23 protein-coding genes are annotated in these 22894 nt (G+C 68.7%); 17 read left to right on the top strand and 6 right to left on the bottom strand.

The genetic code is table 11. The features are described 5' to 3' along the window. Window positions 1-15 precede the first annotated feature (15 nt). Window positions 16-1863 carry a tannase/feruloyl esterase family alpha/beta hydrolase gene (locus G361_RS0113720; RefSeq protein WP_019927658.1) on the top strand — a complete coding sequence of 616 codons (1848 nt, stop codon included), beginning with the start codon at window positions 16-18 and terminating at the stop codon, window positions 1861-1863. A 2-nt stretch (window positions 1864-1865) separates the two neighbouring features. Here G361_RS0113720 and G361_RS0113715 read toward each other — a convergent pair whose 3' ends face one another. Next, the gene (locus tag G361_RS0113715) at window positions 1866-2504 is read right to left on the bottom strand and encodes a maleylpyruvate isomerase family mycothiol-dependent enzyme (RefSeq protein ID WP_019927657.1); all 639 of its coding nucleotides are present in this window, start codon (window positions 2502-2504) and stop codon (window positions 1866-1868) included. Between the two features lie 72 nt (window positions 2505-2576). Between G361_RS0113715 and G361_RS43565 the strand changes: the two genes are divergently transcribed. After that, window positions 2577-3563, top strand: a complete 987-nt coding sequence (locus G361_RS43565) for a MerR family transcriptional regulator (RefSeq protein WP_019927656.1) — start codon at window positions 2577-2579, stop codon at window positions 3561-3563. Here G361_RS43565 and G361_RS0113705 read toward each other — a convergent pair. The 4 genes from G361_RS0113705 to G361_RS0113690 all read right to left on the bottom strand — a co-directional run bounded on the left by G361_RS0113705 (window position 3556) and on the right by G361_RS0113690 (window position 6660). Beyond that, window positions 3556-4458 carry a hypothetical protein gene (locus tag G361_RS0113705; RefSeq protein ID WP_019927655.1) on the bottom strand — a complete coding sequence of 301 codons (903 nt, stop codon included), beginning with the start codon at window positions 4456-4458 and terminating at the stop codon, window positions 3556-3558. The genes G361_RS43565 and G361_RS0113705 overlap by 8 nt on opposite strands. Before the next feature lie 197 nt (window positions 4459-4655). Then, a complete protein-coding gene (locus G361_RS0113700; RefSeq protein WP_019927654.1) occupies window positions 4656-5324 on the bottom strand; it encodes a hypothetical protein in 669 nt (222 codons plus the stop codon). 22 nt (window positions 5325-5346) lie between these two features. Further along, complete coding sequence (locus G361_RS0113695; protein ID WP_019927653.1) at window positions 5347-6009, bottom strand: hypothetical protein; 663 nt, start codon at window positions 6007-6009, stop codon at window positions 5347-5349. Between the two features lie 240 nt (window positions 6010-6249). Then, complete coding sequence (locus tag G361_RS0113690; RefSeq protein WP_019927652.1) at window positions 6250-6660, bottom strand: cupin domain-containing protein; 411 nt, start codon at window positions 6658-6660, stop codon at window positions 6250-6252. Window positions 6661-6855: 195 nt separating this feature from the next. Here G361_RS0113690 and G361_RS0113685 point away from each other — a divergent pair, with 195 nt between their 5' ends. From G361_RS0113685 to G361_RS0113630, 12 genes are all read left to right on the top strand, one after another. After that, complete coding sequence (locus G361_RS0113685) at window positions 6856-7458, top strand: carboxymuconolactone decarboxylase family protein (protein ID WP_019927651.1); 603 nt, start codon at window positions 6856-6858, stop codon at window positions 7456-7458. Beyond that, on the top strand, window positions 7455-9023 hold the full coding sequence (locus G361_RS0113680; RefSeq protein ID WP_019927650.1) for a sugar ABC transporter ATP-binding protein: 1569 nt from the start codon (window positions 7455-7457) through the stop codon (window positions 9021-9023). The genes G361_RS0113685 and G361_RS0113680 overlap by 4 nt, the downstream gene beginning before the upstream one ends. Then, window positions 9020-10135: an ABC transporter permease gene (locus tag G361_RS0113675; protein WP_196814474.1), complete on the top strand. Its 1116-nt coding sequence runs from the start codon at window positions 9020-9022 to the stop codon at window positions 10133-10135. The genes G361_RS0113680 and G361_RS0113675 overlap by 4 nt, the downstream gene beginning before the upstream one ends. A 51-nt stretch (window positions 10136-10186) precedes the next feature. Continuing rightward, a complete protein-coding gene (locus G361_RS0113670; protein WP_019927648.1) occupies window positions 10187-11131 on the top strand; it encodes a sugar ABC transporter substrate-binding protein in 945 nt (314 codons plus the stop codon). 222 nt (window positions 11132-11353) lie between these two features. After that, a complete protein-coding gene (locus G361_RS0113665; protein ID WP_019927647.1) occupies window positions 11354-12265 on the top strand; it encodes a LysR family transcriptional regulator in 912 nt (303 codons plus the stop codon). Window positions 12266-12418: 153 nt separating this feature from the next. Further along, a complete protein-coding gene (locus tag G361_RS0113660; RefSeq protein ID WP_019927646.1) occupies window positions 12419-13348 on the top strand; it encodes a VOC family protein in 930 nt (309 codons plus the stop codon). A 40-nt stretch (window positions 13349-13388) separates the two neighbouring features. Further along, entirely contained in the window at window positions 13389-14831 is a 1443-nt protein-coding gene (locus G361_RS0113655) for an NAD-dependent succinate-semialdehyde dehydrogenase (protein ID WP_019927645.1), read from the top strand. An 8-nt stretch (window positions 14832-14839) separates the two neighbouring features. Further along, window positions 14840-15649 carry a fumarylacetoacetate hydrolase family protein gene (locus tag G361_RS0113650; RefSeq protein WP_036494116.1) on the top strand — a complete coding sequence of 270 codons (810 nt, stop codon included), beginning with the start codon at window positions 14840-14842 and terminating at the stop codon, window positions 15647-15649. Beyond that, window positions 15646-16056 (top strand): VOC family protein, encoded by a 411-nt coding sequence (locus G361_RS0113645; protein ID WP_019927643.1) that lies wholly within the window; start codon window positions 15646-15648, stop codon window positions 16054-16056. The genes G361_RS0113650 and G361_RS0113645 overlap by 4 nt, the downstream gene beginning before the upstream one ends. A 28-nt stretch (window positions 16057-16084) precedes the next feature. After that, entirely contained in the window at window positions 16085-16876 is a 792-nt protein-coding gene (locus G361_RS0113640) for an alpha/beta fold hydrolase (protein ID WP_019927642.1), read from the top strand. Further along, window positions 16873-17346, top strand: coding sequence for a heme-binding protein (locus tag G361_RS0113635; RefSeq protein WP_019927641.1), 474 nt, complete (start codon window positions 16873-16875; stop codon window positions 17344-17346). The genes G361_RS0113640 and G361_RS0113635 overlap by 4 nt, the downstream gene beginning before the upstream one ends. Then, the gene (locus G361_RS0113630; RefSeq protein ID WP_019927640.1) at window positions 17346-18410 is read left to right on the top strand and encodes a hypothetical protein; all 1065 of its coding nucleotides are present in this window, start codon (window positions 17346-17348) and stop codon (window positions 18408-18410) included. The genes G361_RS0113635 and G361_RS0113630 overlap by 1 nt, the downstream gene beginning before the upstream one ends. A 274-nt stretch (window positions 18411-18684) precedes the next feature. Here G361_RS0113630 and G361_RS0113625 read toward each other — a convergent pair whose 3' ends face one another. Further along, window positions 18685-19035, bottom strand: coding sequence for a putative quinol monooxygenase (locus tag G361_RS0113625; protein WP_019927639.1), 351 nt, complete (start codon window positions 19033-19035; stop codon window positions 18685-18687). Between the two features lie 129 nt (window positions 19036-19164). Here G361_RS0113625 and G361_RS0113620 point away from each other — a divergent pair, with 129 nt between their 5' ends. The 3 genes from G361_RS0113620 (at window position 19165) to G361_RS0113610 (ending at window position 22884) form a co-directional block, all read left to right on the top strand. Beyond that, window positions 19165-20622, top strand: coding sequence for an aldehyde dehydrogenase (locus G361_RS0113620; protein ID WP_019927638.1), 1458 nt, complete (start codon window positions 19165-19167; stop codon window positions 20620-20622). A gap of 81 nt (window positions 20623-20703) precedes the next feature. Beyond that, a complete protein-coding gene (gene lhgO, locus G361_RS0113615) occupies window positions 20704-21912 on the top strand; it encodes an L-2-hydroxyglutarate oxidase (protein WP_019927637.1) in 1209 nt (402 codons plus the stop codon). 111 nt (window positions 21913-22023) lie between these two features. Next, the gene (locus tag G361_RS0113610; RefSeq protein WP_019927636.1) at window positions 22024-22884 is read left to right on the top strand and encodes an amidohydrolase; all 861 of its coding nucleotides are present in this window, start codon (window positions 22024-22026) and stop codon (window positions 22882-22884) included. The last annotated feature ends 10 nt before the right edge of the window (window positions 22885-22894 follow it).

Genomic DNA, 22894 nt, shown 5'->3' with positions numbered 1-22894 from the left:
AGGCAGGTAGGCAGCATGCAGCGTTACCCCGGTCCGCAGCGGATGCGGTGGCTCGTGCTGGTCGCGGCGGCCCTGACCGCCGTGCTGGTGACGGTCACCGCGTGCTCGTCCGGCCACACCCCGGCCCCGCGCCCCGCCTCGCCCGGGGTGACGACCGCACCACCGGCCCCGCCGCCCTCGGTACCCCGGCTGGCCGCGGGGGAGGAACTGCCGGTGCAGGTTCCGAAGATGGGCTGCCCCGAGCTGAGCACCCACGACTTCACCCGGCTGAACGAGGGCGCGGTCTCGATCGCGCTGGCCACGATGGTCCCGAAGAGCGAGAGCAACCCGTACGACTACTGCCAGGTGGTCGGTTTCGTGGATCCGCAGATCGGATTCGAACTGCGCCTGCCCACCACCACCTATCGCGGCCGCTACCTGCAGCAGGGCTGCGGCGGCTACTGCGGCGTGATCAATCTGGCGCTGCGGTCGCCGATCAGCACCGGCTGCGCGCCGCTGACCGACGGCACCATGGTGGTCGGCCAGGACGATCAGGGCCACCGCGACACCGGCCCGGTCGACGTCTGGGCCACCGACCCGCAGCTGAAGGTCGATTTCGGCTACCGCGCCGAGCATGTGTTCGCCGCCGCCGCGAAGGCCGTGATCACCGCGTTCTACGGTGCGGCGCCGCGCTATTCGTACTACGACGGCTGTTCCGACGGCGGCCGGGAGGCGCTGATGGAGGCGCAGCGCTACCCCACCGACTTCGACGGTGTCCTGGCCGGTGCGCCCGCCTTCAACCAGACCGCGCTCAACGGTTTCGAGGAGGCGTACCTCTCGACGGTCGACTTCCGCCCCGACGGTTCGGTGATCCTGCCCGCGGCCAAGGTGGACATGCTGCACGACGCGGTGATCCGTGAATGCGCCGATCCGGATCTCGGCGCCGGCACCATCCAGGACCCGCGCTCGTGCAATTTCGATCCCGGCAGCATCGCCTGCCCGGACGGTCCGGACCGCCCCGACTGCCTGACCGGTGAACAGGTCGACGTGGTCCGCAAGATCTACACCGGCGTGGTCGACGCCGGCGGCACCCACCTGTACACCGGCGGCGAACCGATCGGCTCCGAACCGCAGTGGGTCGGCCTGATCGTCCCCCGCGACGGCCAGCGCCGCGAACAGATCCTGATGTACCGCATCGGCGCCGGTTTCCTGCGCTGGCTCGGCACCTGGAAACCCGACCCCGGCAAGGCGATCGACCAGTCGGTGTTCACCGTCGACAACCTGAAGGGCTATCTGGATTCGGTCGGTGGCCTCTACGACGCCACCGATCCGGACCTGTCCGCCTTCGCTCAGCGCGGCGGCAAACTCATCCACTGGCACGGCTGGTCCGACGGCTACATCCCCCCGGTCGGCTCGATCACCTACCGCCAGGCCGTGATCGACAAACTCGGCCAGCAGATCGCCGACGGCTTCTACCGCCTCTACCTGTTCCCCGGCATGTTCCACTGCCAGGGCGGCTACGGCCCCAGCCACACCGACCTGCTCACCCCGCTGCTCGCGTGGACCGAACGCGACCAGACCCCCAACGCGGTGATCGCGACCAAGACCGCCGCCGACAGCGACGGCCACACCGCCACCAGCGGCCCCCTGACCCAACCCGATCCGACGGCCCGCGCCGTCACCGCCCGCCCGGTCTACCCCTATCCCACCCAGACCGCGTACAAGGGCTCCGGCGACCGCAACTCGGCCGCCAACTACGCCGCGATCCTCCCGCAACCCCACGACGACCACTACAAATGGGGCGGCGGCGATTTCCACTCCGGCTACCAGCTCTGGTGCACCTCCGACGGCCGCGAACTCTCCTGCAACCGCACCCGCCCGTAGTCCTACCGCCATCGGTCCCAGCCCGCGCCGGTGAGCCGGTCCGCTGCGACCTCCCGGCCGGTGAGCAACATCAGCAGGGCGGTGGCGGGACCTTCGACGACCGGACCCGTGCCGACGGTCCAGTCGGTGTCGGCGGCGACGAACCGGAGCCCGGCGAATTTCCGCTGCGCGTGGAACGGCGTGCCGCGGTACCAGATTCGGTCCAGCGCGCATCGTGCGGCCGCGAGCGGCACGGTGCGCGCGACGCCGAGCGGCACGGCGATGTCCTGGCCGTGCACCAGCAGATCCATCAGCCGGTCGGCCGGTGTCGTGCCGATCGGAGTGACACGGACACCGACGGTTTCGCGCAATTCGGCGACGAGCCGGGCGGCGGTTCGACTGTCGCCGTGCCGGATGGCGGTATCGCGGATCGCACGGCCGAGATCGCCCCGAGCGCGTGCGAGATTCATCAACAGCCACCCGATCGTCGGCTGCGCCGACAACACCAGATGCGCAACGACATCGCGCACCCGCCAGTCGTCGCACAAGGACGGCCGATCCCACTCGGATTCGGGCAGCACCGCCAGCATCGCGGCAAGACCCGCCCGTTCGGCGTCGACGGCCCGCCAGATCTGCTCGGTATCCATCGGTTTCGAGGACATTCGCGTAACTCCTTCTCCCGGTGCGTGTTCCAGTAGGGTAGGAATTCCAGTCGGGTGGAGGTTCCAGAGATTGTGACCGAGCTCATACGTCGCGACGGTCTGGTGGGCATCGGCGAAATGGCCCGCCTGACCGGAGTACCGGTGCGCACCATCCGCTTCTACTGCGACGAAGGCCTGATCCACCCGCACCGCAGCACCGGCGGCCACCGCATCTTCGACGCGGCCGCCGTCGACCGCCTGAAGTCGGTACGCCGCCTGCGCGCACTGGGCCTCGGCCTGACCGCGATCACCGCCGTACTGGCCGGCGAGGTACCCATCGACGAAGCCCTGGCCGCCGAACAAGCCACCCTGAACACCGAACTGCACGAACTACTGTGGCGGCGAGCCACCCTGGCCGCAGCACAGAACACGTCACCGAATACGAGAACCGGCCGCTTGGACCTACTCGCAGTGGTCGGCGACCCGCGCCACGCACACGACACTCTCGTCACCTTCTGGCGCGAGCAACTGGCCGCCGCACCGCCGAACATCTTCGACGGCTTCGTCACCATGAACATCCCCGACCCACCGGCCGACCCGACCCCCGAACAGGTGGTCGCCTACGCCGAACTGGTCAGCACCACAACCGATCCCGCACTGGCCCCCGCGATCGCGTGCCAACTGTGGCGATCCGACCCCGCCACCATCGACGACCCCCGGCAACTCCTGACCGGAATCGCCGAAGCCTGCGCAGCGGTGGACCCACTGCTCACCGCAGGCATCCCACCCCGACCCGGACCCGAACTGGACCACTTCCTGGCCGCCCACGCCACCGCCCGCCACGAATCCGACACCCCACTCTTCCGGCAACGAATCCGCCACGGCGCGAACGATTCCGACCCGCGCATCCACCGCTACTGGACACTGACCGGCGAAATCATCGCAACGACAACCACAGGCGCGGCCCTGAACTGGCTGCACCGAGCCTTGGCGCAGGTCCCCGCACCGGCCGGAGAAACAACATGCCCCGCCGAAACATCGGCGGGGCATGTTGTTTCGAATGGATGGGATGTCACATGAACAGCTCGTCCACTGCTTTCACCTCGGCGGCGCATGCGATCCACTTGTCGAGTTGGTCGAGGTCCGTGCAGGACTTGATCCGCTGCTCGTCGCCATCGGAAACAAGTACTCGACGGTGTCTGAGGAACATGAGGATCGCGTCGGCCTTGGCCTCGGCCTTGCCTTTGGCCTCGCCGGCCTCCGCACCCTCGTTGTAGTAGCCCTGGGCGAAGTCGGTCTGGTAGCGATATTCGCTGGTGGTCATCTTTTCCCTCCAGAGGTCTCGGGCAGGGCCAGTCAATGCGTCGAGAACCCCATCAGCATACGCTTGCGCGCGCTTCGGGGCGGTCGCCGCCAAGTTCGCCAGCTCGGTGCCCAATTGATCGAGTGCGGCATCCATATCGGGATCGTTGGCATGCCCTATTGCGGCCAGAACCGCCAGTTCGGGCTCGCCGGTCGTCTCGGTGTAATTGATCATCAGTCTTCGTGGCGTGGTGACCAGAGGCGACCAGGCCGATTTCGGCTGGCCGGTGTCGATGCGCCTGCCACACTGTTCGGCCGTCCGCTCGGTCGGGCTGACCACCAGCAGAGTGGTGGGGCAGCGGTAGCGGTGGCGGATCCGTGCGTGGTACAGCGGCCAGACCCAGCGCTTGTTGGTATCCGATCTGCGCTGCACCTCGATGATCACAGCCCAGATCGGCGGTCTGTCGGATTTTTCGTGCAGATGGATTACGACGGCGTCGCTTTTTCGGACCTTGGGTTCGGGGGCTATCTCGGTCGCATCCTCGGAACCCGATACCGCGGTCGAGTACCGGGGCACCGCGATGCCGAGGTACCGCCGTAGGAGCAGCGCCGCCAAATCCGTGTTGCACCGGAAGAGGTGGATGAGGAATTCGTGCTCGAGTGTGTTGGCCACGGCCGGGGACTGTATACCGACCCGGCCGGTTTGCGCCAATTGTATTGTGTGCGAAGGTATTTGAAATGAGAAAGGCTGTTCGGAATGTGTGCGAGCGAATATTCATGTTGTGGCGGCAATGGTCGTTGGACGACTGTGCCCCACCGAAACGATCGGTGGGGCATAGTCTTTCGATGAAATCCGCGAAGGGTGCGGGATCAGTGCTGGGGGGCTGCGGGGGCGTGGCCGGACTGGATCTCGTTGAATTTCTGGGCGGTTACCGCGAGGCCGACGGGGAGGCCGACGGCGACGCTGCCGACCATGCCGCCGAAGGCGGCGGTGGTGGCGGCGCCGGCGAGGCAGCCGCCGATCAAGCCGGGGACGGTCAGGGCGGCGGCGGACATTACCGTGGCCATGCTGCCGAGGGTGATCGCGCCGATCGGACAGCCGACGACGGTGCCGATCAGGGCGCCCGCGGTGCCGCCGACGCCGGCGGCCAGGCCGGTGTAGGCGCCGGCCGCGTGCCAGGCGGCGTTCAGGTCGGCGAGGGGGTCGCCGGGGCCGGCGATCGGTTCGGGGGCGGTGGTGGTGGCGGTGATGTCGGTGTTGTTCGCGACCGCTTCCAGGGGTGCGCCGAGTATCGGGGCGCCGGTCGCGTCCTGGACCGCGACCTGGCCGTCTCGGGTGGTCACCGTGCCCGCGGGGGTGGCCAGGACCGAGGAGCCGTCGGAGGCGGCGCCGGTGAAGGAGATGCCGGGGGCCACCTGGACGGTCAGTTTGTCGGGGTCGGCGGACCGGGTCGAATCGGCGTGGGCGGCGCCGCCGGCGACCGTCAAGGCGACCGCGGCCAGCGCGGTCACCGCCACCGTGTGCGTGATGTGCTTCATTGCAGGCTCTTTCGCGGTGGGACTACTGATTGATGGTGAGCGGGCCCGAGATCAGGCCCTCGGAGTGCAGGTGGTTGTACTGCTGGCCGGCCGCGTCGGCCAGCGCCGGGAAACCGGTGATCGCGCCGGCGAAGGTGCCGCCGAGACCGCCGAGGGTCACGCCGCCGAGGATGCAGCCGCCGACCACGCCGACCGGGGTCAGCGCGCCGGCCGACACCAGTGCGGTGAGGGTGCCGCCGGTGATCGCGCCGAGCGGGCAGCCGATCAGCACGCCCGCGGCGGTGCCGAACAGGGTGCCGTCGTGGTTGGCGTTGCTGAACGCGCCGGTCAGTGCGCCGACCGCCTTGTCGTATTCGGCCTCCGGGTTCACGGGGGCGGCGTCGGGCCTGCCCTGGTCGGCGACGGCCGTCGGGTCTGTGACGGCGGCCGTGGCTGCGGTGTTGGGGACGTCGGCGGCCGTGGCCGTGCCGGTCGTAGCGGCCGTGGCCGCGCCGGTTCCGGCAATGTCGGCGACCACGATCGTCCTGGTGTCGGCGACGTCGGCGGCCGTGATCGCGCCGGTGTCGGCGACGGTCGAGGCCGGGATCGGCGCCGGGGGTTCGGCGGCCGCGGCGACGCTCATCGCACCGGCCGTGGCGGCGATGGCCAGGGTGGCTATCGCCGTGGCCCGGGAGATGCTGTGCATAACTCCTCATCTCTTTCTTCTGGATATTCCCGGTCCGGCACGGCCGGGAAGTTCGGGTCGCCTCCGTCCATCGGGAAACGACCGATCGGGGGCGCACGAGGACGCGCGCGTATTCCGCCGTATTGCGCGGCGGTCGGGGCGGATATGTCGAATTTCGCGGATCTCCGGAAACGGCCCGGTCACCTCCGCGTCGGTGCGATTCGGCGAATCAGCCGCAGCACCAGAGGAATTCGGGCCGGATCAGTCCCGGCCCATCCGATCCGCGTCGGTCAGATGTTCCACGGTGATTCCGGTTTCGGTGAAGGTCCGGGTCACGTGGCCCGAGGTGTACACCCACAGAATGCGCAGCGGCGTATCGCCGACATTGCGGAACAGATGCGGTAGCGGCGACGGGATATAGGTGGTGTCGTATCGGGTCAGCCGGGTCACCTCGCCCTCGACCACGACCTCCGCCTCGCCGTCGAGAATCGTGACGTGCTCGTCGCAGTTGTGCGAGTGCAGTGGCGCACCCGACCCCACCGGATAGACACTGATGCCGCTGGTGATCCGGTTCGCGCCGGCCGCGGCCGCCGTGGTCACCAGCGGGGTGGTGACGACCGCGCCGCCGCGGTCCAGCAATGGCACCTCGGCCGCCTTGATGATCACCGTCACTGTTACCGCCCTTCCGATTGCGTTCGATGCCGTCCGATGCTAGAGCGGCGCAACCCCACGGAACCGGTGACGGGCATCACCAGTAGTGCAGTCTTACCTTGCACCGATCGATCTGTTTCCCGCGCAATGCCCGGCATACCGTCGTGCCACAGCAACTCACCCGAGTGATCGGGCTCACGACGAAAGGGCACGGACATGAGGCTCCCCATCATCGACGCCGCGGAGATGACCGAGCGGCAGCAGGAGATCGCGTCGCGGATCGCCGGTCGTCGCGGCGCGGTGCGCGGCCCGTTCCGGGTCTGGCTGAACAGTCCCGAACTCTGCGAGAAGGTCGAGGCGCTGGGCGCGTTCTGCCGATTCGAATCCAGCCTGCCGCCGCATCTGCGCGAATTGTCGCTGCTGCTGGCCGCGCGGAACTGGGATGCGCAGTATTCCTGGAATGCGCACGTGGACAAGGCCGTCGAATCCGGCGTCCCGGCCGAGGTCGTCCGGGCGATCGCGGAGAACCGCGAACCGGACTTCGACAACGACGCCGATACCGCCTTCTACCGATTCGCCACCGAGGTGCTGCGTAATCATTTCGTGCGCGACGAGACCTTCGCGGCCGCGCTCGCGCATTTCGGCGCGCAGGGTCTGGTCGACACGATCGGCGCGCTCGGCAATTTCACGATGCTCGGTATGTGCCTCAATGCTTTTCAGGTCGATCTGCAGGCCGGCCGCACGCCGCCGTTCCCGGACATCCGCGGTTACGCGCGGGTGAGCGCGGCCGTCGCCGTCGGAGCGGGAGCGCCGGAATGACCCCGGTGTCCCCCACCACGCTCGACCGGGAGGACACCGTGACCGCCGCACCCGCGCCGACCGCCATGCCGCCGACCGGCGCCGCCGTGGTCCGCCTGCACGAGGTCTGTAAGAGTTTCGGCGGCGCGGTCGCCCTGAACAACGTGAGCCTGGACCTGTACCCCGGCGAGGTGCACGCGTTGATGGGTATGAACGGCGCCGGTAAATCGACGCTGGTGCAGGTGCTCTCCGGGGTGCACGACCCGGATTCCGGCCGGATCGAGGTCGCGGGCCGGGTGCAATCGGCGTGGAGCACCCGCCGCGCGCGGCGCCAGGGTGTGTCGATCGTGCCGCAGCGGCGCGAACTCGTACTCGGCCTGACCGTCGCGGAGAACATCATGCTCGGCGACCTGCCTACCCGGCGGTCGGTGGTGCGGTGGTCGGCAGTGACCGAGACCGCCCGGAATGCCTTGGCTCAGTTGGGTATCGACATCGACGTGACACAGGTGGCCGGCGAGCTGACCGTCGCCGAGCAGACCATGGTCGAGGTTGCCCGCGAGGTGCGCCGCGGCGGCCGGGTGCTGATCCTGGACGAGCCGACCGCCTGCCTGGGCGCCGAGGCCGCCGAGCAGATCCGCGTGCTGGTGCGCCGGCTGCGCGACAGCGGGGTCGCGGTGGTGTTCATCTCGCACTACCTCGACGAGGTGCTGTCGATCGCGGACCGGGTGACCGTGCTGCGCGAGGGCGCCGTCGTGACGAGCTATCCCGCCGCGGCGACCGACGAGGCGGGCCTGGTCCGCGACATGGTCGGCCGCGACGTGGTCTCGGTGCGCCCGGCCCGCGCGGCCGCGCGGGCCGAGATCGGTTTGCGGATCAGGGATCTGAGCCAGGGCCGGTTCCTCGACGGCTTCGGCGTGGATGTCCGCAACGGCGAGATCGTCGCGGTGCTGGGCCCGGCCGGTGACGGTCAGTCCCGGCTGTTCGATCTGCTGTCCGGCCGCCGCCGGCCCGACCGCGGCACCCTCGCGGTGGGCGGGCGGAATGTGCCGCCGGGGCGGGTCGGCCGCTCACTGGCCAGCGGATTGCGTTGCGTGACAGGCGATCGCCGCCGCCTCGGCCTGGTGCCTGAACTGTCGGTGGACGAGAATCTGGTACTGGCCGAGGACCGGCTGGCCGGCCGGGTCGTGCAGCGCTGGGACCGGCTGGGCCGTCGCGCCGCCGCGCTGCGCGACGAGTACCGGGTGGTCTCGCTCACGAAAAACCCTGCGGTGGATCGGCTTTCCGGCGGAAATCAGCAGAAGGTGTTGCTGGCCAAATGGTTCGCCACCGAACCGGCGGCCTGTCTGCTGGAGGATCCGACCAACGGCGTCGACATCGCCGCGATGGCCGAAATCCATTCGCTCATCGACCGGCTCGCCGAGCGCGGCGCGGCCGTACTGCTGGCCTCCTCGTCCTGTGACGAGGTGATGCGGCTGGCCGACCGCGTGATCATCGTCCGCGACGGGCGGGCGATCGCGGAACACAGGATCGACGACATCACTCGCGACGAACTGATCGCCGCGGTTCTCGGAGGAGATACGGCATGAGTCAAGGGCCGGCGGCAGCGGAGCGGAACCACGAGGGCCCTCCGTCGATACCCGACGAGTACGGCACGAGCATCGGTGCGCGAGTGACGAAGAACGACGACATGTCCGGTGCGGCAGCGGACACAACCGGTGCGGCGGGGGAGTGGACCGGTGTGGCGGCCGGACCGGCCCCGCGCCGCCGTCCGCCCCTGCCGCACATCCCGCACGCGGGCCTGCTGGTGGTGCTGGTGCTGATCGTGGTCTTCGCCGCGACGCAGACCGACGCCTTCCTCACCTCCACGAATCTGATCAACGTGCTGCGGCAGGTCAGCGTCGTCGCGGTGATCGCCGCGGGCCTGACCCTGCTGATGACCGCGGGCGGGATGGATTTCTCGATGGGCAGCAACGTCTCGGTTACCACTGCGGTGGCGGCCCGGATCGTCTCCCACGGACATTCGCCCTGGCTCGCGATCGTCGTGGCGATGGCGCTGTCGATCGCGATCGGCCTGGTCAACGGTCTGGTCGTGACCTACACGTCGGTGGCGCCGTTCGTCGCGACCCTGGCCGGCGCCACCATGCTGGACGGCCTCGCGCTGCTGATCATCAACGGCCTGAGCATCTCCATCGGCACGAAACTGTCCTGGCTGGGCAACGGTGAGACCTTCGGCCTGCCGCATCTGCTGATCGTGGCCGTGGTGGTGCTGGTGCTGACCGCATTCGTCATGCGCTACACCAGTTTCGGCCGCGATGCCTTCGCGATCGGCGGTAACGAGGATGTCGCGCGGCTGTCCGGCATCCGGGTCTCGCGCGACAAACTGCTGCTGTACGCACTGGCCGGTGGTCTGTCCGGCCTGGCCGGAATCATGCTGCTGTCCCGGCTGGCGGCCTCGAGTCCGGGCACCGGCGGCCTCACCCTGCAACTGACCGCGGTGGCCGCGGTGGTCATCGGCGGCACCTCGCTGGCCGGCGGTAAGGGCAGCATCCCGGGCACCGCGCTCGGCGTGGTGCTGCTCGGCGTCGTCGCGAATGTGCTGAACCTGCTACAGATTTCGAGCTTCTATCAGCAGATCTCGGTCGGCGCGGTACTGCTCGTCGCGGCGATCGCGAACCTGCTGCACCGCCGCCGGTCCTGAACTCTTCTCCCTCCCTTCGAAATCCCCACCTGCTCGCCCGAGAAAGGCGCAATGATGCCCTCTCCCACCCTGTTTCGTTCCGTCGGCGCGCTCGCGGCCGTCGCGAGTTCGGTCGTCCTGCTCACCGGCTGCGGTCCGGCCAAGAGCGGCGGCACCACGCTCGGCTTCGTCAACGGCGCCAACACCGAATTCCACGTCTGCCTCGAGCGGGCGATCGACGCGGCGGCCGGCGCCGCGAATGCGAAGGTGATCGCCGCGAATTCCGATCAGGACCCGGCCAAGGAACTGTCCAACATCGAGGACATGATCTCGCGCAACGTGCGGGCGCTGATCGTGCAGACGGTGAACGTGGACGCGCTGAAGGGCGATATCGACAAGGCCAAGAGCGCGAACATCCCGATCTACCTCACCTCGGTACTGCCCGGCGACACCGGCGATATCCTCGGCGCGGCCGTCGTCGATCTGAAGCGGGTCGGCGCGCTGGACGCCGGGTGGGTGGCGAAGGACGCGGGCAGCGCACCCGCCGAGGCGGCGGTGATCGCCGGTGCGCCCGGCGCCGCGTCGGACCTGCTGGCGACCGGATTCACCGCCGCGCTGCCGGCGAACGTGAAGGTGGTCGCGAATCAGCCCGGCATGTTCAACCGCTCCAAGGCCCAGGACGTCGCCGAGAACATGATCCAGGCGCATCCGGATCTGAAGTACGCCTTCGTCGCGAACGAGGACATGGCCTTCGGCGCGCAGCAGGCCTTCCGCGCGGCCGGCAAGAACGTGAAGATCGTGACCGTCAACGGCACCGACGAGGGTCTGGCCGCGGTGAAGAGCGGGCAGTTCGCCGCCACGGTGGCGAATTCGGCCACGCTGATCGGGCAGACCGCGGTGCGGGACACCCTGGCGCTGCTGAACAAGCAGAACGTGGACAAGGTGGCGCAGATCCCGCTGACACTGGTCACCGCGGACAATCTCGACCAGGCCCCGCAGTACTGCCTGAAGTCCTGATCGGATCCCGGAAACCGGCCTCGACCGGGGAATCTGCGACTTCCTCGAGAACCGGACGAATGTAAACAAAATTGCTCGAAATTAGGGTAGCCTAGTGCTCCAGCACACCCCCGGCAATCGCCGGGGATGTGCGGCGCGGATGCCGATCGGGTGGTGCCCGCGTGCTGGAACCGTGGCGGGCACCCTCTCGGGAGGGCATCGCCGTCCGCCGGGAAAGGTGTCATGGATCGTCTGCTCGTCATGCGCAGCTTCGTCACGGTGGCGAAGATCGGAAGTTTCAGCGGCGCAGCCAAGGTCCTCGGATCCTCGGGATCGCTCATCTCACGACATGTGGCCGATCTGGAGAAACAGGTCGGTGTGCGGCTGGTGAATCGCACCGCCCGCTCGGTCAGCCTGACCGAACCCGGCGTCCGCTACAGCGCCTTCGCGCAGCGCATTCTCGACGAGCTGGATGCCGAGGACGCGAATATCGCCCATCTGCACGACCGGGCCGAGGGCACATTGTCGATCATCTGCCCCAAATGGATCGGCGGGCTCGACCTCGGTGATGCCATCGCGGCATTCTCCGTGGCGCATCCGAAGATTCACGTGCGATTCGAACTCGGCGGAATGTCCGACCGCACCTACGACTTTCTCGACAGCGGTTTCGACGTCGCCTTCCACACCCGCGATCTGCGCGATTCCAGTGTGCGGCTGAAGAAGATCGCCATTCTGCCGTTCGTCCTGTGCGCCGCACCGGGATATCTGGACGCGCACGGCCGGATCACCCATCCCAACGAACTCAACGATCACGACTGCGTGGTGCACGAGAACGCCCCGGTGTGGCGAATCGGTAAGGGGCACACCAGCACTCTGCACAAGATCCGCAACGTCGTGTTCACCTCGAACTCCTATATCGCCATCCAGAAGGCGGCCGTGCACGGCCGCGGTATCGCGCTGATCCCGCACCGCCCCGCGGTGGAGGATCTGGAGAGCGGCGCGCTGGAGATCCTGCTGCCGGAACTTCCCGTTCCGGAGCGATCGCTGTACGCGATCTACGGTCCGGCGGCCCAGGCGCCGCGCAAGGTCGAGGTGTTCCTGGAATTCCTCACCACCTGGTTCTCCGAGAATCCCATCCCGGCGTTCGAAGGCTGATTCTCCCGCCTGTCGCGTCGCACCGGTGGACGCACGATGCAAACAACGATTGCGGTGCGAGGACTAGGTGACCGGTCGGCGAATTCCTACGATCGAACACGTGCCGAGGACGAAACGTCGATTCGCCGGCACCTCCGCAGGAAGGTTTATCGCGTGGGAATCCAGCGTATCGAGTCCGCGCTCTACAGCGTCGCGGACCTGGACGAGTGCATGCGTTTCTTCGACGATTTCGGCCTGGACCGCACCGCGCGGGACGACACCGAGGTGGTCTTCGAGACGCTCACCGGCCAGACGCTGCGCCTGACCACCGCCGCCGATCCGGCGCTGCCGGCGCCGCCGGAGCGGACCCCGACCATCCGCGAGGTGGTGTGGGGGGTGGACACCGCCGCCGAACTGGCGGAACTGGTGGCCGCGGTCGCGGTGGATCGGGCGGTGCGCGAGACCGGCGCCGGCCCGGACACCGTGTACCACTTCGCCGACGAGACCGGCTTCGGGGTCGGCCTCACCCTGGCCCGGCCGCGCGCGCAGGCCCCGGATCCCCGCGCGGCCAACGTGTTCGGGACGGTGCATCGCTGGAACGACGCGCTGCACAGCGTCGGCCGGGTGCGTCCATTGCGGATGTGCCATGTGGCGCTGAACATTCCGAAGGCCGGCCGCGAGGAGGCGGTGGCCTTCTACGTCGACCGGCTGCGCTTCCGGCCCACCGACATCGTGACACCGATGGGTGTGTTCATGCAGGCCGAGGGTGACGATGATCAGCACAACTTCCTGCTGTGCCATCGCCCCGACCGGGCCGGGATCAACCACATCGCCTACGAGGTACCGGGTTTCGACGATGTGATCGAGGGCGGCAACCACATGATCGAGCGCGGCTGGCAGGAGGCGCGCCGGCTGGGCCGGCACACGGTGGGCTCCAACGTGTTCCGCTTCCTGCACGCCCCGTGCGGGGGCCGGGTCGAATACGCCGCCGATATGGACCGGGTGGACGACCGTTACGAGACCCGCGTCCACGAAGAGACTCCGCCGCACCACATCTGGGTGCTGCGCACCAACCGCGACAGCGCCGATCCGGCGCCGGCGTGACCTGCGCGGCCCCCGTCCGACGCGAGAAAGAAGTCAGCACATGACCGATCAGTATCCGCAGTTGCAGTTGTACATCGCCGGCGCGTGGGTCGACGGCGGGACCGGGCAGACCGCGGCGGTGGTGAATCCGGCGACCGAGGAGATCCTCGGCCACGTACCGCTGGCCACCACCGGCGACCTGGATCGCGCATTGGCCGCCGCCGCAACGGGATTCCCACGGTGGCGCGACACCCCCATCGTCCGCCGCACCGCCGTCCTGCGCGATGCCGCCGAACTGCTGACCCGCCGTGCCGACCGGGTCGCCCGGGTGATGACGCTGGAGCAGGGCAAGCCGTTCGGCGAGGCGCGCGGCGAGGTGCTGCGGGTCGCGGACGCGCTGCGCTGGGACGCCGAGGACGCCCGCCGCCACTACGGCCGGATCATCCCGTCCGAACCGGGCACCGTGCTGTCGGTGCGGCACGAGCCGATCGGCCCGGTCGCCGCGTTCACGCCGTGGAACTTCCCGGCCGGTTCGCCGATGCGCAAGATCGCGGCCGCGCTGTCGGCGGGCTGCTCGATCGTGCTCAAGGCCTCGGAGGAAACCGCCGGTACCGCGGTCGAATTGGTGCGCTGCTTCGCCGAGGCCGGTGTCCCCGAAGGGGTGCTGAACCTGGTGTTCGGCGAACCCGCGGAGGTGTCGGCCCATCTGATCGCCTCGCCGGTCGTCCGGATGGTCGCCTTCACCGGGTCGGTGCCGGTCGGCAAGCTGCTGGCCGTGCAGGCCGGTCGCGAGATGAAGCCGACGCTGATGGAACTCGGCGGGCACGCGCCGGTGATCGTGGCCGCCGACGCCGATCCGGTCGCCGCCGCGCAGCGGGCCGCGTTCGCGAAATTCGTCAACGCCGGCCAGGTGTGTACCTCGCCGAGCCGATTCCTGGTGCACCACAGCCTGTTCGACGCCTTCACCGACGCGTTCGTGGCGGCCGCCGAGGCGGTGGTGATCGGCGACGGCCTTCAGGAAGGCGTCACCATGGGCCCGCTGGCCAACGAGCGGCGGCTGAAGGCGATGGACGAATTCGTCGGTGACGCGATCGCTCGCGGCGCCACCGTCCGCACCGGCGGCCACCGCATCGACCGGCCCGGCTATTTCTACGCCCCCACCGTGCTCACCGGCGTCCCGCCGGCCGCGAAGATCATGGTGGACGAGCCCTTCGGCCCGCTGGCGCCGATCGTGCCGTTCACCGACCTGGACGAGGCGCTGGCGATCGCCAACTCACTGCCCTACGGCCTGGCCGCCTACGGTTTCACGAATTCCGCGGCCACCGCGGAGCGGCTGGTCACCGGCTTCGAGGCCGGCATCCTCTCGATCAACCACTGCGGCGGTTCGGTGCACGAGGCGCCGTCGGGCGGGGTGAAGGAGAGCGGCCACGGCAAGGAGGGCGGCCCCGAGGGGCTGGAGGCATACCTCATCACCAAGCGCGTATCGCACAAGCTGGCGCTCTGAGGTCCGAGATGCGTTATTGCCGTGTGGAAGTCGACGGCCGCCCGATATCCGGGCGGGTGGACGGCGACCGGATCGTCCTGCTGGACCGCTCGCCGCTGACCGGCGCTCCCGCCGAGATCGGTATCACCGTCGCGCTGGACACCGCGGTGTTGCTGCCGCCGGTGATCCCGCCGGTCTTCTACGCCGTCGGCCTGAACTACCGCAGCCACATCGAACACGCACTGGCGCACGGCTATTCGGCCGCCGCCGTGCCGCAACGGCCGGAGGTCGGCTACCGCGCGCAGAACGCGCTCACCGGCCACCGCGCCCCGATCGTGAAACCCGTCGACGTACAAGGGCGATTCGAGGCGGAGGGCGAGGTGGTCGCCGTCCTCGGCGCCACCCTGCGCCGCGCCTCCTACGAGCAGGCGCACGCGGCGATCTTCGGCTGGACCATCGGCAACGATGTGAGCGCGCGGGAGTGGCAGCACGCCGACCGCTCGTTCTGGCGCAGCAAGAACGCCGATACGTTCAAGCCGATGGGGCCGTGGATCGAGACCGAGGTCGACCCGCTGGCCCAGACCACCTCGATCCGCGTCGACGGGGTCGTACAGGTCGAATTCCCCACCGGGGCAATGATCTTCGACCCGTACGAATACCTCGTCGAAACCTCGAGGTACAGCACGCTGCACCCCGGCGACGTGCTCTGGATGGGTGCCGACGGCACCTGCCGGTTGACGCCGGGCGTCACCGTGGACGTCGAGGTGAGCGGGATCGGCGTCCTGTCCAATCCCGTTGTCGCAGAAGAGAACACCGACACAGAAAGGCGCCGACCGTGACCGATGCCACCGTCGCCGAAACGACTGCGGTCGAGCCCAACGGCAAGATCCGCTACATCCACCACGTCAACTTCCCCACCACCGACATCGAGCGCACCAAACAGTGGTACTCGAAGGTGTTCGGGTTCAAGGGGATCATCCCCAAGAGCAACACCCGGGTGCTGCTGATGACCCTCGGCACCTTCGATCTGCACTTCACCCCGGTCGAGGAGATGGACCGGATGGCGCCGTACCACTTCGCCGTCGAGGTGGAGGACTGGGACGGATTCCTGGCCCACCTGAAGCAGATCGGCGTGCGGCACACCCGCCCGGTGCGGCGGCCGGAGAACAGCTCGCTGTTCTGCTACATCCACGATCCCGACCACACCATGATCGAGCTGGTCTACCACGCCAACCGTCCGGAATGAATCGGTAACGGCCACAAGGAGAATCGACATGCCGAAAGTCGTCACCCCGGACGGCACCACCATCTACTACGAGCGGCACGGCGCGGGCCCGGTGCTGTTCTTCGTGCAGGGATCCGGTGGCCACCATGCGATCTGGTATCAGCAGGTGGTCGAACTGCGCGAGCGCTACACCGTCGTCACCATCGATCTGCGCGGATTCGGTAACTCCGACAAGTCGATGACGGGTTTCGACGGCCAGGACTTCCCCGGTGACATCGTCGCCGTGCTGGAGGCCGAGGATCTGCGCGACGTCGTGCTGATCGGCCAGTCGGTGGGCTCGGTCGCGGCACTGAAGGCCGCGCTGCTGCGCCCCGAGCGGGTCTCCGGCGTCGTGCTGGGCCATTCGCTCGGCGGCATCGAGCATCCCGAACTGTCGGAACTCGTTGCGGCGCAACGGGCCGAGGCCGACAAGCTGCCGATCGTCGACCGCCTGATGAGCAAGCGGTTCCAGCGGGAGGAGCGCGCGAAGCTGTTCCTGTTCCAGCAGATGGGCACCTTCAACGTGGCGACCATGGCCGATCTGCGCAACCTCTCGGCCGGCGGGCCGAGCCTGGACGAGATCGCCGCCTCCGGCCTGGACATCACCTTCCTCGCCGGTGACCAGGACGCGGTGCTGTGGCCGCAGACCGTGCGCCGCGCGCACGAACTGCTGCCCGGCTCGCGGCTGACCATCGTCGCCGAGGGCCCGCATTCGATGTACTGGGAACGCCCGGACCTGTACAACGCCGCCATCGTCCGCATCCGGGATGCCGTCTCACAGAAGGTCACCGCACACCGATGACGAAACTCACCACCGCCGAGGTCGACCTGATCGTCGCCGAGACCGTGAAACGCGGTGCGGCGCTGGGCAAAGCGCTCAGCATCGCCGTGGTCGACGCCGGCGGCTACATCCTCCAGGTCAAACGCACCGACGGGGCCCGGGTGCTGACCCCCGGCATCGCCATCTCGAAGGCGCACAGCGCCGCGGTGATGGAACGCCCCACCCGTCAGCTGCACGGCTGGGCCGAATCGAATCCCGGCTTCTTCGACAAGCTTTCGCAGCTGAGCCTGTATCCGATCGTCGCCACCGAGGGCGGCGTCACGATCAAGCGCGACGGCGAGGTACTCGGCGGTCTCGGTATCTCCGGCGGCACCCCCGACGAGGACGAGGCCACCTGCAACGAGGTCCTCGAAACGCTCGGCTACGAACTGGCGTTCCGCGCCTGGGGTCAATCGGCGGAGCAGCTCGCGCAGTCGGGGGAGGCGAAATAATGGCCGACACCTACAAATTCCGAATCGACCACCACGGCAGCCTGATTCGCCCCGCGGAACTACTCGCCGCGCGTGCCCGCCACGAGGCGCACGAACTCGGCGACGGCGACCTGCGGGCGGTCGAGGACCAGGCGATCACCGACGCCGTGCGACTACAACGGTCGGTCTGGCTGTCGGTCGTCACCGACGGCGACTTCCGGCGCGAGGACTTCCGCGGCGCGATCCTGGACACCGTCGGCGGCTTCCGCCGCAACACCGGCACCGACCAGCACGGCTACCGCCGCTGGACCCCCGTCGCCGCACCCCGGCCCGCGACCCCGCTGATCGCCGCCGACGTCGTCGCACTCGCCGCCCTGGCCGTCGCCCCCGGCCCCGGCGTGGCGACCCCGGTCAAGGTCACCCTGCCGTCGCCGGCCTTCCTGGCCGCCCGCACCTTCGACCCGGAGAATCCCGGCCCGTGGCGCAGCGCCGCGGAACTCGGCGAGGCCCTCGCGGCCATCGTCCGTGCCGAGATCGAAGCGGTGATCGCCAACGGCGCCAAGCTGATTCAGCTGAACAACCCCGCCTACGCCCGCGCGCTGTTCGCCCGCGGCGGCGACGCCCTCACCCTGGCGGAAGCGATCGCGGTCGACACCGCGGCCGTACGGATCGACGCCAAACCGGCGGATGTCCGCATCGCCCTGAACCCGGCCCACCGCGCGGCCGATCCGGTCGACAAGGCGGTCGCGGAGCAACTGTTCGCCGAACTGCCGGTGGACCGCTGGGTGCTGCCGTACCACGCCGGCACCGACGCCGAGGTGGACCTGCTGCGCGCGGTCCCCGCCGACCGCGACGCCTGCCTGGGCATCGTCGACGCCGAGCGCGCCGAACTGGAGGACGTCGACGACATCATGCGCCGCATCGACATCGCCGCCGACCTGAAGGACGTAGCGGATCTGGCCGTCAGCCCCAACCGCGGCTTCGCCGACCTCGCCACCGCCCCCCACCTCACCGCGGAGGAACAGCGCCGCAAGCTGATCCACGTGGAAACCATCGCACGCATGACCTGGGGCAACGAGCTCTAGGCAAGGACGCCCCGGGCCCGACCGCGCACCCCCGGGGCGGTCCCGCCGTGACCATTGCCGCCACCCGGTCGACCACCCGTCCCGACCGGTTCGCGCGGCAGGCGGACACCGGACCACCGGCGCCCGGTCACGGCAGGGCCGAGAGGGGCCGCGATCGACCGATCGCGGCCCCTCTTCCATTCCCCCGCAATCCCTTCCGGGCAACAGCTGCGCCCGGTGCGTCCCGCCGCCCCCTGACCTCGTGCCGGCTGTGCGCCCGCACGTCTCGATGCGCTCAGTCCAGCACACGCCCGAAGTTCACCACGCGGTCGGCGAGGCGGGGGAATATCGTGCCGAGAATGTGTTCGGCGAAGTGCGGGGTGTTCTTGTGGGTCTCGAAACCTGTTTCGTCGGCATATTGTTCGTAGATGGTGAATATCGCCGGGTCGGTGGGGTCGGTGTGCAGTATGTAGAGTAGGTTCGCCGGTTCCTGCACGGTATGTGTGCGCATTTTCTCCAGCGCGGCACGGACCACTGCGGTATCCTCGGGCGCCACTCGGTAGCGGGCGATCACGGCATAGGGCACGGATACTCCTTCGTCGAACGTGCGATCCTCGCCGATTTCATCACGGCGGGAGCCGATCACAGGGTGCGGAGCCTGCAAGCAATGAATGCTTCCCGGGCCGTGGTGGAGACCGGGTGCGGTTTCTTATCGTGGCCCGACGATGCGTTGTTCCCGCGCATTTCGTCCCGACGAGTTTCCGAAGGAGCGGCGATGCCCGTGCAGTCCGTGGAGTCGAACCGGACCCTGATCGGTGGGCAGTGGGTCGGGTCGGAGGACCGGCTCGACGTGTTCGATCCGGCCGATGTGCGGACACCGATCGCGCGTATTCCGGCGCTCACCGTCGATGATGTGCGTGCCGCCTACGAGGCCGCCGAGCGGGGTTTCGCGGGGTGGAAGGCGACCTCGCCGTTCGAGCGGGCGAAGGTGCTGATCCGGGCGGCCACGCTGCTGCGGGAGCGGGCCGGTGGGATCGCCGCCGATATCACCGCCGAGAACGGTAAGACCCGGGCGGAGGCCACCGGCGAGGTGGGTAAGGCCGCCGATTTCCTGGATTATTTCGCGGGTATCGCGCGCGCCGGGTACGGCACGCTGCTGCACGACGCGCGGCCGGGCACCCGGGCGGGTTTCCAGCGGGAGCCGATCGGGGTGGTGCTGGCGATCACGCCGTGGAACGATCCGCTGATCACCCCGGCGCGGAAGCTCGCGCCCGCGCTGGCCGCCGGCAATGCCGCAGTGTTCAAGCCGGCCACCGAAACCCCTTTGTCCGGACTGCATTTCGCGCGGGCACTGCACGACGCGGGACTGCCCGCCGGGGTGCTCAACGTGATCACCGGGCGCACTGCGCAATTGGCGGACGCGCTGCTGGACGATCCGCGGATCGCGGCGGTCACCTTCACCGGCAGCAATGCGGTGGGGGAGGCGTTGCGAGCCCGGGTGGCCGCGCGCAATGTGCGATTCCAGGGCGAACTCGGCGGCAAGAACGCGTCGGTGGTGCTCGCCGACGCCGATCTGGAGTACGCCGCGGCCACCGTGGTGGCGGCGGCCTTCGGCCAGGCCGGGCAGCGCTGCACCGCGACCAGCCGGGTGCTGGTGGAGCGCGCGGTGCACGACCGGTTCGCGGCACTGCTGCGCGAGCGGGTGGCGGCGCTGCGGGTCGGCCCCGGCTCCGCGCCGGACACCGTGGTCGGACCACTGACCAGCCCGGGACATCGCGACGGCGTGCTGGCCGCGATCGACAGGGCGGTCGCGCAGGGAGCCCGGATCGACGTCGGCGGGACCGTCCCGGCGGGTGGCGAGTTCGCGCACGGCTGCTACGTGGTCCCGACGCTGCTGACCGAGGTCACCGCGGAGATGGCCGTGTGGCGCGAGGAGGTGTTCGGCCCGGTGCTGGTGTTGCGGCCCGTCGACGATCTGGATCAGGCCATTGCCGCGGTCAACGATTCGGATTTCGGTTTGGCCGCAGCGGTTTTCACCACCGGTCTGGCGGCCGCCCACCGGTTCCTCGACGAGGTGGAGACCGGGCAGGTGGCGGTCAACACCACCACCCCCGGCTGGGATGTGCACATGCCGTTCGGCGGGTTCCGCGATTCCGGATCCCCGTTCAAGGAGCAGGGCGAGGAGGCATTGCGCTTCTACACACGAGTGAAGACCTTCGCGATTCATTTCTGACGGCGGTGCGCGGGTGCGCCCCGGATCGTCCGGGAGAATCCTGCCGAGTCGGCGAAATGTGGCGAGAGAGGACGACGTTTCATGGCTGAGGAAACCATCGGCATCATCGGCGCGGGCATCGTGGGCCTGGCGATCGGCCGGGAAATGGCCCGGCGGCGGCCCGGTGCGCGGATCGTGGTCGTGGAGAAGGAGGATCGGGTCGCGGTCCACCAGACCGGCCACAATTCCGGGGTCGTGCACGCCGGAATCTATTACACGCCGGGCAGTTTGAAGGCCACCCTGTGCCGTCGCGGCCGGGATCTGTTGCGCGACTACTGTGCCGCGCGGGAGCTGCCCTACGACGAGGTCGGCAAGCTGGTGGTCGCGATCGGCGCGGACGACGTGGCCCGCATGGACGCTCTGGCCGATCGCGCCGGCGCCAACGCGGTACCCGGCCTGCGCCGCGTCGGCGCCGCCGAGATCCGCGAGATCGAGCCGCACGCAACGGGTTCGGCGGCGCTGTACTCGCCGCATACCGCGATCACCGACTACACCAGGATCGCCGAGGAGTTCGCCGCGGACATCCGGCAGGCCGGCGGCGAGGTGCGATTCGGGTTCGAGGTCACCGGGATCCGCGGTGTCACCGGCGGTCTGGAGATCGCGTCGGCCACCGGCGTGGTCCGCGCCGACAGCGTGATCGTGTGCGCGGGCCTGCACAGCGACACCGTCGCGGGCCTGGCCGGGGATACCCCGGGACCCCGCATCGTTCCGTTCCGCGGCGAGTACATGCTGCTGAAACCGGAGAAGGAGGCCATGATTCGCGGCCTCATCTATCCGGTGCCGGATCCGCGCTACCCGTTCCTCGGCGTCCATTTCACCCGCCGGGTCTCGGGTGCGGTGGAGGTGGGCCCGAACGCGGTGCTCGCCTACGCCCGCGAGGGTTATCGGCGGTCGACGGTGTCGGTGCGGGATCTGGCCGGTATCGCGGCCTGGCCCGGTTTCTGGCGAATGGCCCGGCAGCACTGGCTGACCGGTATCAGGGAAATGTACGGCTCGTTCTCGATGCGCGCCTATATGACGAGCGCGCGGAAATACGTGCCGGAGATCGGCGTTCGCGACGTCGTGCGCGGCTGCGCGGGCGTGCGCGCCCAGGCCCTCGACGCGGACGGATCGCTGGTGGACGATTTCCGTATCCACCGGCTCGGCCCGATCACCGCCGTGCGTAATGCGCCGTCACCCGCGGCCACCTCGTGCATGGCGATCGCGGAATATGTGGCCGACGTCATCGACGGCAAGAAATTACCCGCATAACACGCAACAACCGTTTGCATTCGACGGACTGCCCGGCCGGTGTTTTTCCGGCTAACGTCCGAATTGTCGCCGGAAAGAACGGCACGAGCCCGACACGAAGCGAGGAGAACAATGTTCGTCGTCGACACCCAGGTCCACATCTGGAAAGAGGAAACCCCCGATCGGCCGTGGGTGCCCGGCGCGCGTGAGCGGATTCGGCTCAACGGCCACCGCGAGGAGGCGTTCAGCTACGAGGAATGCCTGTCGCTGATGGACGAGGCCGGTGTCAACCGAGCGCTGATCGTGCCGCCGTCCTGGGAGGGCGACCGCATCGACTACGCCCTCGAGGCGTGCGAGGCGCATCCGGACCGGTTCGGCATCATGGCCCGGATCCCGCAGAACGACCCGATCGAGGGCACCCGGCTGTTGCACGAGTACGCCGGGAACCCGCACGTCAAGGGCACCCGGCTGACCTTCCACCGGCCGCAGGACCGCAACTGGATGATCGACGGCACCAACGACTGGTACTGGCCGGTCGCCGAGGAGCTCAACATCCCGACGATGGTGCACGCTCCGGTCTGGAAGGCCGAACTCGGCGCCATCGCGGAGAAGCATCCGGGCCTGAAGATCATCATCGACCACATGGGCATAATGGCGCGCTGCGTCGACGACGCCATCGGCTACTGGGTCGCGGAGACCGCCGACCTGCACAACCACCCGAACATCTACGTGAAAGTGTCTGCGCTGCCGGGCTATTCGACCCAGCCGTTCCCGAACCTCAACATCGAGAAGTACGTGCGCGAGATGGTCGACAAGATGGGCCCGCAGCGCTGCTTCTGGGGTACCGACATCACCCGCCTGCTCGGCCACGGGCTCAGCTACACCGACACGATCGAGCAGTTCACCAAGCATTTCGACTTCTCCCCCGAGGAACTCGAATGGATCATGGGCCGCGGCATCGGCGAATGCCTCGGCTGGCCGATCGAGGGCTGACCCACCGACC

It is taken from the genome of Nocardia sp. BMG111209, from assembly GCF_000381925.1.
GTDB lineage: Bacteria > Actinomycetota > Actinomycetes > Mycobacteriales > Mycobacteriaceae > Nocardia.
This window is presented reverse-complemented; position numbering and strand designations above follow the sequence as displayed.

What these genes read in the sequence shown, in the direction of transcription:
- G361_RS0113680 (WP_019927650.1), top strand. Translation starts at nt 7,455, where the DNA reads ATGACCCCGGTGTCCCCCACCACGCTCGACCGGGAGGACACCGTGACC.
- G361_RS0113685 (WP_019927651.1), top strand. Translation starts at nt 6,856, where the DNA reads ATGAGGCTCCCCATCATCGACGCCGCGGAGATGACCGAGCGGCAGCAG.
- G361_RS0113640 (WP_019927642.1), top strand. Translation starts at nt 16,085, where the DNA reads ATGCCGAAAGTCGTCACCCCGGACGGCACCACCATCTACTACGAGCGG.
- G361_RS0113655 (WP_019927645.1), top strand. Translation starts at nt 13,389, where the DNA reads ATGACCGATCAGTATCCGCAGTTGCAGTTGTACATCGCCGGCGCGTGG.
- G361_RS0113700 (WP_019927654.1), bottom strand. Translation starts at nt 5,324, where the DNA reads ATGAAGCACATCACGCACACGGTGGCGGTGACCGCGCTGGCCGCGGTC.
- G361_RS0113630 (WP_019927640.1), top strand. Translation starts at nt 17,346, where the DNA reads ATGGCCGACACCTACAAATTCCGAATCGACCACCACGGCAGCCTGATT.
- G361_RS0113610 (WP_019927636.1), top strand. Translation starts at nt 22,024, where the DNA reads ATGTTCGTCGTCGACACCCAGGTCCACATCTGGAAAGAGGAAACCCCC.
- G361_RS0113670 (WP_019927648.1), top strand. Translation starts at nt 10,187, where the DNA reads ATGATGCCCTCTCCCACCCTGTTTCGTTCCGTCGGCGCGCTCGCGGCC.
- G361_RS0113720 (WP_019927658.1), top strand. Translation starts at nt 16, where the DNA reads ATGCAGCGTTACCCCGGTCCGCAGCGGATGCGGTGGCTCGTGCTGGTC.
- G361_RS0113620 (WP_019927638.1), top strand. Translation starts at nt 19,165, where the DNA reads ATGCCCGTGCAGTCCGTGGAGTCGAACCGGACCCTGATCGGTGGGCAG.
- lhgO (WP_019927637.1), top strand. Translation starts at nt 20,704, where the DNA reads ATGGCTGAGGAAACCATCGGCATCATCGGCGCGGGCATCGTGGGCCTG.
- G361_RS0113675 (WP_196814474.1), top strand. Translation starts at nt 9,020, where the DNA reads ATGAGTCAAGGGCCGGCGGCAGCGGAGCGGAACCACGAGGGCCCTCCG.
- G361_RS0113665 (WP_019927647.1), top strand. Translation starts at nt 11,354, where the DNA reads ATGGATCGTCTGCTCGTCATGCGCAGCTTCGTCACGGTGGCGAAGATC.
- G361_RS0113715 (WP_019927657.1), bottom strand. Translation starts at nt 2,504, where the DNA reads ATGTCCTCGAAACCGATGGATACCGAGCAGATCTGGCGGGCCGTCGAC.
- G361_RS0113635 (WP_019927641.1), top strand. Translation starts at nt 16,873, where the DNA reads ATGACGAAACTCACCACCGCCGAGGTCGACCTGATCGTCGCCGAGACC.
- G361_RS0113695 (WP_019927653.1), bottom strand. Translation starts at nt 6,009, where the DNA reads ATGCACAGCATCTCCCGGGCCACGGCGATAGCCACCCTGGCCATCGCC.
- G361_RS0113650 (WP_036494116.1), top strand. Translation starts at nt 14,840, where the DNA reads ATGCGTTATTGCCGTGTGGAAGTCGACGGCCGCCCGATATCCGGGCGG.